This window comes from Bowmanella pacifica, from assembly GCF_014645355.1.
GTDB classification, from domain to species: Bacteria; Pseudomonadota; Gammaproteobacteria; order Enterobacterales; family Alteromonadaceae; genus Bowmanella; species Bowmanella pacifica.
Genome location: NZ_BMLS01000001.1, coordinates 1,355,575 through 1,371,123, shown reverse-complemented (window position 1 = coordinate 1,371,123; position 15,549 = coordinate 1,355,575). Strand labels below are relative to the sequence as shown.

12 protein-coding genes are annotated in these 15,549 nt (G+C 50.8%); 1 reads left to right on the top strand and 11 read right to left on the bottom strand.

Annotated features, from left to right (window positions below):
- Positions 1–4: 4 nt before the first annotated feature.
- From tssH to tssA, 9 genes are all read right to left on the bottom strand, one after another.
- The gene (tssH, locus tag IEX02_RS05715) at positions 5–2,680 is read right to left on the bottom strand and encodes a type VI secretion system ATPase TssH (RefSeq protein WP_188691462.1); all 2,676 of its coding nucleotides are present in this window, start codon (positions 2,678–2,680) and stop codon (positions 5–7) included.
- 21 nt (positions 2,681–2,701) lie between these two features.
- Positions 2,702–3,721, bottom strand: a complete 1,020-nt coding sequence (gene tssG / locus IEX02_RS05710; protein ID WP_188691459.1) for a type VI secretion system baseplate subunit TssG — start codon at positions 3,719–3,721, stop codon at positions 2,702–2,704.
- Positions 3,685–5,562: a type VI secretion system baseplate subunit TssF gene (tssF, locus tag IEX02_RS05705; RefSeq protein WP_188691456.1), complete on the bottom strand. Its 1,878-nt coding sequence runs from the start codon at positions 5,560–5,562 to the stop codon at positions 3,685–3,687. Before tssF ends, tssG begins: the two co-directional genes overlap by 37 nt.
- Position 5,563: 1 nt before the next feature.
- The gene (gene tssE / locus IEX02_RS05700) at positions 5,564–6,094 is read right to left on the bottom strand and encodes a type VI secretion system baseplate subunit TssE (RefSeq protein WP_188691453.1); all 531 of its coding nucleotides are present in this window, start codon (positions 6,092–6,094) and stop codon (positions 5,564–5,566) included.
- Positions 6,095–6,117: 23 nt separating this feature from the next.
- Positions 6,118–6,909, bottom strand: a complete 792-nt coding sequence (locus IEX02_RS05695; protein ID WP_188691450.1) for a type VI secretion system accessory protein TagJ — start codon at positions 6,907–6,909, stop codon at positions 6,118–6,120.
- A gap of 70 nt (positions 6,910–6,979) precedes the next feature.
- On the bottom strand, positions 6,980–7,450 hold the full coding sequence (locus IEX02_RS05690; RefSeq protein WP_308422479.1) for an Hcp family type VI secretion system effector: 471 nt from the start codon (positions 7,448–7,450) through the stop codon (positions 6,980–6,982).
- A gap of 85 nt (positions 7,451–7,535) precedes the next feature.
- Positions 7,536–9,029 (bottom strand): type VI secretion system contractile sheath large subunit, encoded by a 1,494-nt coding sequence (tssC, locus tag IEX02_RS05685; protein ID WP_188691444.1) that lies wholly within the window; start codon positions 9,027–9,029, stop codon positions 7,536–7,538.
- A 32-nt stretch (positions 9,030–9,061) separates the two neighbouring features.
- Positions 9,062–9,565: a type VI secretion system contractile sheath small subunit gene (gene tssB / locus IEX02_RS05680; RefSeq protein WP_188691441.1), complete on the bottom strand. Its 504-nt coding sequence runs from the start codon at positions 9,563–9,565 to the stop codon at positions 9,062–9,064.
- Positions 9,566–9,600: 35 nt separating this feature from the next.
- Positions 9,601–10,638 carry a type VI secretion system protein TssA gene (gene tssA, locus IEX02_RS05675; protein WP_188691428.1) on the bottom strand — a complete coding sequence of 346 codons (1,038 nt, stop codon included), beginning with the start codon at positions 10,636–10,638 and terminating at the stop codon, positions 9,601–9,603.
- A gap of 348 nt (positions 10,639–10,986) precedes the next feature.
- On the opposite strand from tssA, the gene IEX02_RS05670 reads away from it, so the two are divergent.
- The gene (locus IEX02_RS05670; RefSeq protein WP_188691426.1) at positions 10,987–11,271 is read left to right on the top strand and encodes a hypothetical protein; all 285 of its coding nucleotides are present in this window, start codon (positions 10,987–10,989) and stop codon (positions 11,269–11,271) included.
- Here IEX02_RS05670 and tagF read toward each other — a convergent pair.
- Both tagF and tssM read right to left on the bottom strand, forming a co-directional pair.
- Positions 11,268–11,960, bottom strand: coding sequence for a type VI secretion system-associated protein TagF (gene tagF / locus IEX02_RS05665; protein ID WP_188691423.1), 693 nt, complete (start codon positions 11,958–11,960; stop codon positions 11,268–11,270). The genes IEX02_RS05670 and tagF overlap by 4 nt on opposite strands.
- Before the next feature lie 9 nt (positions 11,961–11,969).
- Complete coding sequence (tssM, locus tag IEX02_RS05660) at positions 11,970–15,527, bottom strand: type VI secretion system membrane subunit TssM (RefSeq protein WP_188691421.1); 3,558 nt, start codon at positions 15,525–15,527, stop codon at positions 11,970–11,972.
- Positions 15,528–15,549: the final 22 nt, after the last annotated feature.

Here is a 15,549-nt window from a genome sequence, read left to right as displayed (position 1 = left end):
TCTTTTATATCTCATATTTAAAATCCCCATCTTCCACTTTCAAATGGACTTTCTGCGCTGCCTTACCTGCCAGCATATTATTTAGAAAGACCTCTGATATGGTGGGTAGGATGCTGTTGGTCAGTATGGCGTCTACCATACGGCCGCCGCTTTCAAGCTCGGTACAACGTTTGCCAATCAAGGCAATGACCTCATCGTCGTAGGTAAAAGGAATGTCGTAATTCTGGCGGATACGTTCCTCTATACGGCCCAGTTGCAGACGGATAATGGCGGCGATCATGTCATCGTTTAGCGGGTAATAAGGAATCACTACCAGCCTGCCGAGTAAGGCCGGGGGAAACACTTTGAGTAATGGCTCCCGCAGCGCACTAGCAATGCCGTCCGGCTCAGGCATAAGCTCAGGGTCGGCACACAGGCTGCTGATTAGCTCAGTACCGGCATTGGTGGTAAGTAAGATCAGGGTGTTTTTAAAATCGATAACCCTGCCCTCACCATCTTCCATCCAGCCTTTGTCAAACACCTGGAAGAAAATTTCATGCACATCGGGATGGGCTTTTTCGACTTCGTCGAGCAACACCACGCTGTAGGGTTTACGCCTGACGGCTTCGGTTAATACCCCACCCTCACCATAACCCACATAACCCGGAGGAGCGCCTTTAAGGCTGGATACCGTATGGGCTTCCTGGTACTCGCTCATATTGATGGTGATAACATTATGCTCGCCGCCGTATAGCGCCTCCGCCAGTGCTAAAGCGGTTTCGGTTTTACCTACGCCCGAGGTACCCGCCAGCATAAATACGCCAATAGGTTTGTTCGGGTTATCCAGTCTGGCTCTTGAGGTTTGGATACGTTTGGCGATCATCTCCAGTGCATGACGCTGACCAATAATGCGCTGCTCCAAAGTATCGGCGAGCTTTAGAATCGTGGTGATTTCATCTTTGACCATCCGCCCGACCGGAATGCCGGTCCAGTCCTGTACCACGGCCGCTACAGCTTGTTCGTCGACGGTGGGGAGAATTAAGGGCGATTCGCCCTGCATCTGCGAGAGTTCCTTCTGCAAGGCTTTAAGCTCATTCAACAGAGTAGCTACGTCTTCCGGCTGTTCTGGCGCATTAATTTCACTATCTACTTCGCCTCGTGCTGCACGGATCCTGGCTCTGAGCGACAGGATTTGATCCACAAGTTGCTTTTCGTCCTGCCATTTTTGCTCCAGCTCACTTAATAAGCTTTGTTCACCCTTTAGCGCGTCATTGAGCTTGTCGCAGCGAAGCTGATGTTCGCTGCCCATGGCTGACTCCCGTTCCAGGATCGCCAGTTCCACCTGTAGCGCATCAATGCGACGGCGGGTGTCTTCCACCTGAGCTGGCACGGCATGCTGGCTGATAGCCACCCTGGCGCAGGCGGTATCCAGCAAGCTTACTGACTTATCGGGCAGTTGCCGGGCCGGTATATAGCGATGCGACAGCTTGACGGCGGCCTCAATGGCTTCATCCAATAATTGTACTTTGTGATGTTGCTCGAGCTTGCTGGCCACGCCACGCATCATCAGAATAGCTTTGTCTTCGTCTGGCTCGGGAACTTGAACTACCTGGAAACGGCGGGTTAAGGCGGGATCTTTTTCAATATGCTTTTTGTATTCGGCCCAGGTGGTGGCTGCAATAGTGCGCAAGGTGCCGCGTGCCAGGGCCGGTTTAAGCAGGTTGGCAGCATCTCCGGTACCCGCTGCACCGCCTGCGCCCACTAAGGTGTGGGCCTCGTCGATAAATAAAATAATCGGCTTTTCCGATGACTGTACTTCTTCGATAACTTGCTTCAGGCGTTCTTCAAATTCCCCTTTCATACTGGCACCTGCCTGTAAAAGGCCCACATCCAGTACTCTGAGTTCCACATCTTTTAGCGGCGGAGGTACATCACCTGCCGCAATCCGCTGGGCAAAACCTTCCACCACGGCGGTTTTACCTACTCCGGCTTCGCCGGTCAGAATGGGATTGTTTTGCCGACGACGCATCAGAATATCCACAATCTGACGGATCTCTTCATCGCGGCCAACAATGGGATCCATGTCTGTGCTTGCCGCCTGGGCGGTTAAATTAACGGTAAAACGTTGCAGGGCCTCATTCTTGCCCATTTGAGCTGGTGCCATAGCGCCGCTGGCTTCACCTGGGGCTGCAGCCGAGAAGCCATCAGTAGCGGTTTGGCCGGTTTCGGGGGAGCCTTGCACTATACCGGCGAAACGGTTGGTCAGATTTTCTGCATCGATCTTGGCAAACTCGCCGCTGATGGCTTTTAGGTTATTCATCAAGGAGCGGGTTTTTACCGCCCCTACCATCAGGTAGCCGGTGCGAATTTGGGCCTCGTTAAACATCAAACTGCCATATACCCAGGCACGTTCTACGGCTTCTTCCAGGTGTGCGGATAAGTCGGTAATGGAAGTAGAGCCGCGGGGTAAGGTATCCAGTGCCTCGGTAATGTCGCGAGCAAGAGTGGCAGGGTTAAGTTCAAAATACTTGATAATGCGATGCAGATCTGAGTCCTGGAGTTGCAGAATCTGCTGAATCCAGTGCACCAGCTCCACATAGGGATTGCCGCGCATTTTGCAAAATACGGTAGCGCCCTCAATGGCTTTGTAAGAAAGCTTGTTTAGTTTGCCAAACAGGGTGGAGCGGCTTATCTCGGACATGATTGTTCTCCCATTATTTATCTACGCTTGCCCTGCCAGAACAAGGTCTTGTAGGTCTTCTTTGGGCATATTGGCAAGTACCCAAGTTGTCCAGCCCAGTGAGCCAGACTGTCCCAATCTGACGCCTTGTGCTTCCTCTTGCGCCAGAATAAGCCTGATATCCCAGTCCAGTTCATCGTTCAAATAATGTCTAACCAGGTCTTTCAGCCTGCATAAATTCTTGCCGCCAGGCAGAAACGTCTGGTATTTCGACAATGACATGGGCCCCAGGATTAATCTGAATTTGCCCTGGCATTGCCATACCCTGCTGCCTAAATTACTGGTAATGCCTAACTGGCCTGACTCGGCATTGCGGCCCAAGCAAAGCTGTTCGCTGGTGTCTATGCTGAGCCATTGACCGACAAAGGATTCGAGGGTTACTGCAAGGCCGAAATAATGGTTGATCATGGCGCACAAGCCTTCGGCGTTCTTATTACGCTGGGCCATTCTGGCTGCCATATGCAGTTTGGCGAAGTCAGGTAAGCTGTCTCTGGCACGACATTCTGGAATGCCAATACCCATCAAGCTCCCAACCCGCATCACAAACCTGTCGGTTTGGGGTCTGTCCAGATTGACTGTAGGTTGGGCGTCGGCCCAGCTACGATAGAAAAACGATAAAAACCGGTGATGAAAAATATCGCAGAAGCGAGCCATGCTGTGGTCGGCGTGATTGCGCAAGCGATCCCGGACATATTCCGTCAGATGCAGGGGCAGTGGTCCATTGGGTCCGTACAAACCAAAAAACAACACATCTAGCTTGGGTTTGTGCCGCCCTGAGCTGATAAATTCCGATAGCGTGGAGGGGGCGAACAGCATAGAGGGTGTTTGGCCTAAGCGGATGGGATCGTCTTTGGGCCGGGCGGTTTTACCAAGCTGCAGATCGCCATCCGCCAGCCTTTCTATTCTGCGCAGGGCGGAATAGAACCCGAACTTAAAGGGTTCTTGTTGTAATTGTCGGTAGAGCGTCAGATAACCTGACGTTGTCCCGCTCTTATGGGCCATCTGGCAATCTCTCCACGTTCCTGAGTTGTGACCAGGGTTTGGGTAAAGGAATTAATCGATACATAAAGTGCAAAAAAACGTTCTAAAACGGCCCCAAGCAGGAAGCAGCTGGCCCCTGAGAAGGCGCTTTCGTCAAAGGTCAGGGTGATCTCCAGGCCATTGATAAAGGCAATAGGCCCGCCGCCTGGTTTACGCCTGGTGACTTGCCGGGTCTGAATCGAACGTAAGCCGTCTATTTGTTTGCTGATTACCGGATCTTGCTGGTCACCATAGAGTTTCAGAATGCTGCGCAGTGCCGCCGCGCCTTGCTTGTTGTCCTGGTCGGTTAGTGACAAATAATTGAGTGATAACTGATTGATCAGTCGCCAGGCCGACTCACCCTGCTCATGGGCCAGAGAGGGTCTAGGTTTAGTGGGGCCTTTTATGCAGCGAATGCTGACCACAGGGGCACTGACATCCAGGGTAAAGTCGGTGCTGCCCTTACCTACCGGCATATGAATGGGGAGGTCACGGTTAGTGCACAATGTGTGGACTTCCAACTGTTTAAAGCCCCCGTTTTCCTGGGCTTCTCTGCCATTTACCAAGGAAACAAAAGTCTCGCTGCCTATATAATTAGAGCGAGGGCCGTGCCTGCGTTGGTGGGTGGATAAACGTCGTCTTTCCTGGCGGAAAGTATAAAAGGCGGAATGCTCGGGAAAATCGGTCAGGTCATAACAGGCATAAAACGGCAGAAATTCCTTTTGGTCGTCTGCCTGATCGCCATACCCTTTCACCTTGTTGATCTGAAACACTTCGAAATCCAGGGGGCGGGTGCGATCTACTACCAGGTGATACTCTTCGTCTCGGGTACTCAGGTGAATACGGTCGGAGCGTTTAGGAAAGAGATTAATTACGGGTGTGCAGAATAAGGCAAAGTCCTCCGCTGATACGCGCTGTTCTAATTCCGGATCCGGGCGGTCAAACAGCACAATCAATTGTAAGGTTTTGCTTTGGTAACCTTTGAGTTTCTTACCTAGCGTCGTGAAATCGGCAAATAGCAAATGGTCGGCAAAGGCAAAATACTCACGCAGCAAACGATAGCCTGAAAAGCTGCGAGGATCCTCAGGAAACATACCCTTTTGATTGTCCAGGCTGCCTTGCTGCAAGTGTTGCGGCGTAAAGATCTCCAACCAGTTTTCATCGGGAGACGGCGAACAGGCCAGTATTGCGCAAGTGTTTGCGAAAAGTTGTTCATACAAACGCACGGCCAAGTGGTTATGACCAGCCAGGTAGAGTTTGATATGGTCCAGAAAACCCTGGGGTAACGGTTGTTCGTCTGTGCTTTGAAAGGTTAATTTAAGCCCGGCTTTGGGTTTATAGCCCGCCAGCGGCATGTCTTTTATCAGCGCCATATTGGTGAAGTAACTGGCTTCGCTAATGGCGACCGGCCATAGGGTAACATCGTGACAACTGCGGTATTCGCAGGCGCTTTGATCCCCTTCTCTGCGATTCCCTTTTAGCGCGGTATCCCGAGGGATAAGACAACCTTGTTCGAGGCTGGCCTGGGGCTCCGGGGTAATTTGTACTATGGCCAGGGATGGGGTTGGTGCCAGATATTGCGGGTAGAGAATGTTCATCAGGTTTTGGGTAAACCTGGGATACTCTGCATCAATGCGCATATGTAAACGGGCAGCCAAAAATGCAAAACCTTCATACAGCCTTTCGACATAAGGGTCTGAGGTTTCCACGCCCTCTATCCCTAAACGTCCTGCTATACGTGGGAACTCAGTGGCATACTCCGCCCCCATCTCGCGAATAAATTGCAGTTCCCGTTCATAATGTTTGAGAAAGAGCGGATCCATATCAACCCGCTTTTTGCTTATGCAAGGTAACGGCGCCGGTATCTAAATCCAGCTCAGATTGGACGCTCAGGTGCTCTGGCACAGGTTGGCCCCAAATATCACACTCAATTTCAAAGCGCAGGGCGTTTCTGGACATCTGGCCGGTTTTTTTTACCCTGACCTGAAGGGTAGCTGGCAGAATTCTCGGCTCATAACATAGGATGATGCGGTGCAGCTTTTTCTGCAGTTGAGAAGGCTCCAATTGCGAGACGATGCTGCCGGTTAATTCAGGTACGCCATAATTCACTACCGACTGCGCAACATAAGGATAAGGCGTCAGATCCTCTACAGTTTCAAGGTTCACCGAATTCAATAACCAGGATAGATCGCGAATTACCACCTCCCGCAACTTTCGTGCGCTGATGAAAAACTTTTCTATGTTGTCGGAAGCCTGATGTGACTCTCCCTGGGGCGTTTGTTGCAGCAATACGTCATCGGTCAGCCGATCCAATAAGGATGGTTGCAATTTATGCTGTTGAAAAAGCTCGGCCATCTTCCTTGTCTCGCTTTGGGCTACTAAGCGTTGTTGAGGGTTATCTGGCGAATGGACAACAAGGGATATTCGTCAGCATCTGTTGCAAAGATGCGTTGACCCTCACCTTGATATTCATTGCCATTCTCCTGCCACTGGGTTTTGCGTGCCATTTGGATTTGCGCATCTTCACTGCTCTGAGAACCCGGATAACGGCATGGCAACAAGGCAACATCCTGACCACCGTTTGTCCAGGTCAGATGCACTGGCAACCACACCAAATCTCGCAAATCTTCCGGTGCTTGCAGGTCGATACGTTGAATGCGGCTAAAGGGGATCCAGTAATAGGTGCCTTGAACTATGGCTTCTAAAAAAGGCCCGATACGGCTGTCGGCATCGGCTATCCAGGCAAAACTCTGTCCGTCTACCTGACCCGAGGAAGCCGGAGCTAGCTCGAATGCCTCGCTTCTGAGTGCTTCGGCTTGCGCATATTGTTGCTGCGCGGAGGCATTCAGTGCTTGAATGCAAAGCGCCATCCAAGGTTCGGGTTGGCCAAATAACAAAGGAGATCGCCGCCCGGTGAACACGTCACTACGCATCACTTCGGCAAACAGTGCCGGCTTATAGGTGTGGTACATAGCCAGATTGGCGTCGTCCAGATTCTTAAGCACGTCAAGTTGTGACAGGGCGCGATTCCATTCGCCCATCAATGCCAAAAGCTGGAACAAAAATACGCGTAGCTCAAGGTTGGCGGGTTGCTGTTTAATGGCGGCTTGCAATTCGCTGAGTGCCGCAGGCAGATCGCCTTGCTTGAGGCATTGTTCGGCATTAGACATCGGGAAAAATCCATTGTTGTAGGAGTAAACCGGGCCCGTTGAGATAACCTAAGCCCGGTATCCACGCTGGTTAGGCGGCTACGTTTTCTTCGATGTTCCAGCCGAATTCCGGACCGGCAACACCAGAGCCGTCTTTGGACTGTTCCTTGTATTCCACCTTCACTTTGGCAAAGTTCAGGCTGACATTCTCGGTCAGTCTGTCTTCACCACCGCTTCCTCCCGTACTGACCGAGGTCACCAGTACATCTGTCATGGTGATCGTGATGTACTCAAGAGGATTCTCACCGGCTTTTCTGACCACTAAAGTTGCGGTGGGAATATGCTTACCGTTGGCACAGTAGAGCATGAGGTTGTTAGATGATTTGTCAAACCAATGAGTAAATGACAAGTCCTGCACACTGACTTTACCGGCGCCACCGCCACCGCCAATATGCATACTACCTGACTGTGACATTCCCCAACTCCAGGCAAGTACGTCTATTTCCTTACTATGGGCCTTGTCCTTTGATTCTCCCTCGATACCTTCAATTTTAATGAACATATCAACTGCCATGACGACTCTCCTCTAGTTTCATTTCCATGGTGAGCAGGATTGCTCTGGTTTCTTACGTCACAATAATCCGATATCAAGCACTCTTTGCAGACGGCAGGCGTGATACCAACCTAAGCGAGACCGTTAACCCTTCCAACTGGTAGTGCGGTCTCAAGAAAAATTTAGAAGTGTAGTAGCCAGGGTTTCCTTCCACCTCTTCCACTACCACTTCTGCAGCAGCCAGCGGTTTTCTGGCCTTGGTTTCCTCGGTGGAGTTGGCGGGGTCGCCATCCACATAATTCATGATCCAGTTCTGCAGCCATTTCTGCATGCTTTCTCGCTCTTTAAAGGAGCCGATTTTGTCCCTGACGATGCATTTGAGGTAATGGGCAAACCGGCAACTGGCAAACAGGTAAGGTAAGCGAGAGGCAAGGTTGGCATTGGCCGTGGCATCTGGATCGTCATATTCAAAGGGTTTTTGCAGTGACTGTGCGCCGATAAAGGCGGCGAAGTCGGAGTTTTTCTTGTGAATCAGCGGCATAAAGCCATTCTTGGCGAGTTCCGCTTCGCGCCGGTCACTAATGGCAATTTCGGTGGGGCACTTCATATCCACGCCACCGTCATCGGTTGGGAAGGTATGCGTGGGCAATGCTTCTACGGCGCCACCGGACTCGATACCTCGGATACGGGAACACCAACCGTACATTTTAAAGGAACGGTTAATATTCACTGCCATGGCATAGGCCGAGTTGGCCCAAGTATATTTATAGTGATCGGCACCTTCGGTGTCTTCTTCGAAGTCGAACTCCTCCACCGGATCGGTTTTCGCCCCATAGGGGAGACGGGCCAGAAAACGGGGCATGGTTAAACCCAAATAACGTGAATCTTCGGATTCTCTGAGTGAACGCCAGGCGGCGTACTCCGGGGTTTGGAAGATTTTGGTTAGATCCCGGGGGTTACTTAGTTCCTGCCAGGAGTCCATTTGCAGTAGATAGGGGTCGGCCGCGGTGATAAAGGGCGCATGACAAGCTGCTGAAACTTGCGCCATCTCACCAAGTAATTCAACGTCTTGTGGACTATGGCTGAAGTAGTAGTCGCCGACTAAGCATCCGTAAGGTTCGCCACCAAACTGACCGTATTCTTCTTCGTAAACTTTTTTGAAGATGGGGCTTTGATCCCAGGCCGTGCCTTTGAATTTTTTCAGCGTTTTACCCAGTTCGTTCTTGGTAATATTCATCACCCGAATCTTGAGCATCTCGTCGGTTTCGGTGTTGTTAACCATGTAATGCAGCCCGCGCCAGGTGCCCTCCAACTTCTGAAAGTCTTCGTGATGCAGAATCAGATTCACCTGGTCTGACAGTTTTTGGTCTATTTCCGCTATTAAGGCCTGAATGGTGCCAATGACATCAGAGGAGATGACGGCGGTATCTTTCAGCAACTGTTCTGCCAGTGTCTGAACCGCGGTTTCTACGGCCTCTTTTGAGCGATCAGACTTGGGCTTAAATTCCTTTTGCAGTAATGATTGAAAATCACTGGCTTCAATTTTTTCAGCTACTTCTTGTTGCGCTTCGCTTTTCACTTCGGACATGATGACTAGTACTCCATTATTTCGTTGCTACTTTATTCGCCGGCCGGCTTCTTCTCGGCCAGCAAAGACTGCAGCAGCGCCGAATCATTCATGATTTTGCCAATGAGCTCTTCGGCCCCTGTCTTACCATCCATGTATGTAATCAGGTTCGACAGCTGTGTTCTTGCTTCAAGCAACTGTTTGAGCCCGTCCACTTTTCGGGCCACCGCTGCAGGGGAAAAATCATCCATACTGTCAAAGCTGATATCTATGCTCAGGTTGCCTTCACCCGTTAGGGTGTTTGGAACCTGGAATGCGACTCTGGGTTTGATAGCCTTGAGGCGGTCGTCAAAATTATCTACGTCTATTTCCAGCGCTTTACGCTCAGCAACCGGCGGCAAGGCCTCGCTTGGTTTTCCTGATAGATCGGCCATCACACCCATAACAAAGGGCAATTGGATCTTCTTTTCGGCGCCATATAGTTCGACGTCGTACTCAATTTGTACTCTGGGTGCCCTGTTTCTGGCGATAAATTTCTGACTGCTTGCCTTGGCCATTTTTTGTACTCCTTACGGTTGATGTTTAAACATAGTCAGGAATCTTCATCTAGGCCAGATTTGTCCAATCCCCCGACATTCCTGGCTTGTTGTAATCCTTCAGGTGCCATATCCCGGAGTATTTCCAAAAAATCCAGGGTGGCTAAACGTTTGGCTCTTTGCAGCAATAACGGTACTGGACTGGAGGGTTCGTGTTTGCGGAAATACTCAATAATGCGGTCCATCTGCCGGGTGGCATCTTCCCGGCTGTTAATCTCGCCATTCATGCTGGGAGCCTGTGGTTGGGGAGCATCGGCGGGGTCCTCCGCACTTTGTTCCGTATCTTGTCCCCGACGAGCCAGATATTCGTTGACTATGGCTTCAGCGTCGGTCAATGAGGCCTTTAAGGGAGAGAGGTCTGGCGCTTGGCTGACACCAAGGGTATCACCAAGAAAGGCATCTACGCTGTCAATGGCGTCAATGCAGCTCTTGAGGTCATTAGCTGTCTGGCGAAGATCGTCTATTGGACAATCCATAAAGGTGGCTGATATGGCAGCCAAGTCGGGCCCTTCACCATCTCCGTCATCACTGAGCAGACCTTTGGCAATTTGCACCTGACGTAATCCTATATCGCCAAATATTCTTGAGCTGGCCAGTGAGGCCCTTTGCAGACTGGATAAGGTGGCCTCCCTGTCACAGAGTGTCAGCAAGGTGTTGATGCGCAGTACCGGGTCGTTATCGTCGTCAGGATCCAGTTGCGGGTGTAAAGTGGGCCAGAATTCCCTGAGCATGCCTTGTGTTAGTTCAAGGCCTTGCTTAAAGCCCGCCAGTCCATGCAAATTGAGCAAAGCCCGGCAAAGAAATATGGCCAGCCGCAGATCACGACTTCTGTCCAGTAAATGCAGGGCATTAGTTTTAACACTGCGCCAGTCCGGTGGCTCAGCATCCACTTTGGCATCGCCCAAACTTTGTTCCGGTTTACCCTTGGCCTGACGCTCGAGCTCGGTGAACAGTTGTTCATATTCCAAATTGTCCCCGGCAGGGGTTTCATCTGAAATAGGGGTAAGATACTGATTAATGTTTACGTCTGTCATAGTGCTACTGGTTAAAATTCCATCTTAACTGTTGGACAGACATCAGGGCTTAGGCCACAATCCCAACAATCTAACAGTGGTAAAATCTGTTAAATAACAAAGACCAAATGACTCCATCCGATTTGGTCAGCAAAAGAAATATTGGTTCAGCAAATGAGTTTCAGCAAGAAATTGGCTGAAATTTGTTAAAAAAACCTATTTACTTGGCAGAAATGTAAAGAATTACTTTTTGTTTATGTCCCATTGCTATGGGAATAGGCTTTGAAAGTCAGGGAAATGCAGACTTTCTAAAAATTCAACTAATGGGTTAGAGTAAATAACCAAGGATACAAGCTGATGGGAGGTAATATGGGACAACCTTCAATAGTTGAGGTTGACTACCATGTATTGGTGGGCAAGTTAAAACTGGCTGCAGACAGTGGTTGCCTGGTTGAGCGCACCGATAAGGATAAGTGGAAGGCTTATATCGAGGAGCACCAAATCCGTGAAACCTCTTTAATTGCCTTTGGTAAGGTAAAGTTCAGCCGTGGTGCCCCTATCCCGGTGGCAATTACCATGTCTGGCGCCTGGGCTGGCTGCTATGTGTATTCCGATAAAGATGAAGCGGCACTGAAGTATGTGCCGGCCAGCTAGCTTGATGGCCAGCGTCCGCTAATAAAGGCGCTAAACGCCTCCGGCGGAGGCATTCCCTGATACAGCAAAAAAGTGGGCTCGATGTCTTCTGAGCCCAGACTCCACCATAAACTGAAACGTGAATACTGAGCGACCAGTTGACTCTGCATTTCCATTGCTAAGCTTGTTTCCACCAGTTGAGCTCCGCTTAGTGTATCCAGCTTCCAGCCTCGTCTTATCTCACTTTGCGGCAGCGGTGTGCCTGGGGGAGTCAGGTTCGGGGCTGGTATCGCTTCCAACTGCTGTTCAAAAGCCAACATATCAAATTCAGACGATAGCGCATAAAGTGCGATGTCTTCCATTCGCTCAAACCAGTTGTCAGCCTGGAAACTAAAGCTGAGTAGGTTGGTGTCCGGGGATAAGGGCTGGGCGAGAGTCAGGGGGAAATGTCTGCCAACGCTATCGACACTGGGCATCATAACGCCGGCAATGGGCTGGGCATCCAGTAACCCTGGAGAGAGCACGAAACGCCAGATAGGACTAACCAGATAATGGCGTAGCCAGGCATCTGCCAATACCGCTTGACTATACTCCATGGCTGCTTGTTGCCATTGATCCAAGCTTGAAACCAGCTCGTTAGACAGGTGGCGCCTGATAAAGTCACCCTTACCCGGCAATTTTCCATAGAAGCCCGGTTTTTGTATCAGCATCTTTGTTCCTTACAGATTATCCAGGCAGCCCAAACTGCGCATCACTTGCTTATTAAAGGGGTTGATGACACTACCTGCCTTGATCTCATAACTGGCTTTCAGGCCATCACTGTGGAAATTGACCCGAAATCTATCTCGGCTTGATGTGGCTTGACTCTCCCCTTTGTCTATTAGCCTGAACCAAGCCCAAGGACCGTCTGTCGCTATACCTGTACTGGAACCTGCCAGGGTTCGAATCGAGAACCTTGAGCGTTCCATCCCCCCTGTTGGCGGCCAGACCATTTGGGTCAACCGGGTGGGACCATGTTGGTAGACTAATCGCTGATCACCCATTTCAATCAGGCTCTGGCTGGCAGAGGCATCCAATTGCAGTGGCGAGATCTGAAAGCTGAAGTAAGGCTGATTGGCGCCGCCCATAAAGAAGGTTTGGCGCACTTCTGCGGCCCGCTCAAAATAGCGCACAACCTTGTCCGGCACCTCCAGTTTGGCCCCGGCATTTTCGATCAACGCCCAGGGTTTGACGCTGGTGTCTATAAAGCCAGCCAGATAACGATTGAAAAAGGTATCCAGCAAGCCCGAAGGACCAAAGTAGCGGCTGAAGTCACTGATATTAATATCGTCCGGGCTGTTGGGGGCGATAGGGTAGCGACTGTCTATGGCCTGGCGGCAGAAGTTAGCGACCGAGGCTTGCCAAACCTGATTAAAGCGTTGCCTGGCATCACGGACAAACACCATATTGCTCTCTCTGACCAGACTGTACAGCCATTGCTTGAGAGGCTCTGGCTGCCGACTGGCTTCTAATTGAATGCGTCTGATGACCCCTTGCAGCGCGGAGCTGGCATCGTTGGTGCTGATCCCCATAGCGGCTGAGTTAATCGTTGCTTCCACTGTGCTCAGGGCGATAAAAAGCTCATTCAAATTCGATAATGTCGCCTTAATGGGGGCTTGTACCTCATCTCGCTCTTTAAGAATTTCGTGCAGGCGGGCAAACTGACGGTCGACCAGGGCCGCTGGGTCTTTATTGGCGTTGAGCGCCTGGGCTTCTGATGCTTTGGACAGCAAGGACGAAACACGGTGGCTAATACTGCCTAATCGGTCGGTTTTGCCTGCGGCATCAATCAAGTCTGCTGATGAAGAAACCAAGGTGGTTTGTTTTCCCACATGGGCCAGTAGGCTACGAATGGGGGACATTTCCGCAGACAGATCTTTGACTTTTTGCGCGCCATCGGCAAAAGAGTTGAAGCGCGCAATATCAATATCCTGCAGATACAGATTCCAGGTGCGCACATATTCGGAAAAGTACAGTTTGCTGACATCCTGAAACAGCCCTTCTATCTCTTCTGCTGACAGTGCTTCGCGTTTATCTTCCCGCACTACCCAGGTTTCCCTGGCAGCCTGGCTGGTCAACATGGGGCCTTGTTCAAGCAGCACATCTTTGTAGCCGGTTAAGGTGAAAAAGCCAGGCAGTCCTTTGTTCATGGGCGCATCGCTACGAAAGCGAAAATAATGGGCGGCATCGGCACCGATATTGTCTATCATCCTCCAGGAGGAAAGAGAGGTTGCTTGCGGGCTGCGCTTGACTTGCCCATAAACCCGCTCTGCCAGACTCTGCTTGCTCAGTGTTTTGCGCACCTGCTCTACCAGTAATCCCTGCAATCTGACCTGAGGAAGTTCTGTATCGACCAGAGCGTGCAGGTGTTCTATCAGTTGTTCCCGCGGCTCACTGTTGTTGACGCCGGGGAACTGATTGGCCCAGTCCGTGGTTATCCAAATGCCGACTTCCCGTTTATCGTACCGGCCTGGATTGCCAATCATCAGATACACTTTTAGTGCAGCATACAAAAGGTCGCTTTGCTCAACGCGGTTGTTCTCTTGTAACTGTTGTTCCAGGCGTGCCACGACCCGAGGAAGCAGTACGGTATTGAGTGCACGTTGGTAGGCATCGATAGCAATGGGGCCAATTTTATCCCCCTGATACAGGCCAAGCCCCATTGAAAAAGGTGGACTGTTGTCCTTGTCTGCATAGCCTCCTGGTATGGTTCTCAGCAGGTTGAGATAGGGCAATATCTGGTTAATGTCGCCACGACTGTCAACCAGGTTGCCTGCAACGTCCTGATACTGACTGACCTGTGCTTCCACCTGCTGAATGTAATCGAGGTTTTGTTGATAGCTCCAATACCAGCCGACCATGATAGAAAGCGTGACAACCGCGGCACCGATGTAGCCAGCCCGTTCTAATTTGCCACGATTTTTCGCCCAGAAGCCGGTATTGATCACCAGGCCGGCCTCTTTGAAGATAACCTCTTTCATCAGCCGGGTCAGAAAATAACTGCGTCCCGGCCCGCTGTATGCTGGCGTGGCTTGACGGCTAAGTCCGAATGCTCGTGACACTGCCCCAATCAGTCTGTCTATGGGGCTGCCTTCCTGGGTGCCACTGGAGAAATAAACCCCTCTTAGCATAGGCTTGTCGTCGTATACATTGGGCGCAAAAATCTCACCGATAAAATCTCGCAGTGATTGTTTAAGTGACGCCATTTGCTCAGGGAAACCATGCAAGGCTGCACGTCGCTGTATGTCATGTTCCGCGTCCAGACGGGATAACATGCCGTCCGCCAGCCTGCTAACCAACTGGTCATAGCCTTGCTCAAAAGTGTGAATAAACTGCGATGGATTTTCCGAGACGCTTAAGGGGAAGGTCATACCCCAGACCTGCTCTCTTTCCACTTTGCCCAAGTCATCGAAGTAAGCGGTAAAGCCGTCCAGCAGATCTGTCTTGGTAAAAATGACATATACGGGCACTTGTACCTTGAGGCTATCGCTCAGCTCCTTGAGGCGCCGGCGAACGGCTCGGGCATGGAGTTGACGGGTTTCGGCATTCTGCGAGATCAGATCTACCAGGCTAAAGGCCACTATTACGCCGTCTAGGGGGCGACGTCGGCGGTGTTTTTTCAGTAGCCCGAGAAAACCTTGCCAGGCCTCTTTATCGGCAGATTGATCACTATCCTGTGTGGTATAGCGACCGGCTGTGTCCAGCAGCACGGCTTCGTTGGTAAACCACCAGTCGCAATTTCGGGTGCCACCTATGCCTTTGACGGGGTCGGCACCAAACCCTTCTTGCAGTGGAAAACGTAAGCCAGAGTTTTTCAGCGCTGTTGTTTTGCCTGCTCCGGGGGGACCAATAATGACGTACCAGGGAAGTTGATACAGATATTTACGACTGCCGCTGCCTCCCAGGCGGGATTTTTTCAGAGTTTGCATCGCCTGTTGAAAGCGTTCTTGTAGCAGGGATACTTCGCTGTGGTTGTCTTGCTGGCTAGTGGCTGACAAACCTTGAATAACCTGCTGGTTGGCTTTCTTCTGACGAACGACTTTGACGAGTTGGATCACCAGCCAGATGGCGATTACCAATAAGATAAACAATCCACGGATACCGTCATCTGCCAGCGGCATCCAACTGCCAAATGCTAATATTTGACCTACGTACCAGATCACCAGGCATAAAATTAGTAAGCCTAAAATGGATAGCACCCATTTGTTGGTTAACCAGGAAAAGAGTTTCTTCAGCATTCCCATTGTCGTTTCCTACGTC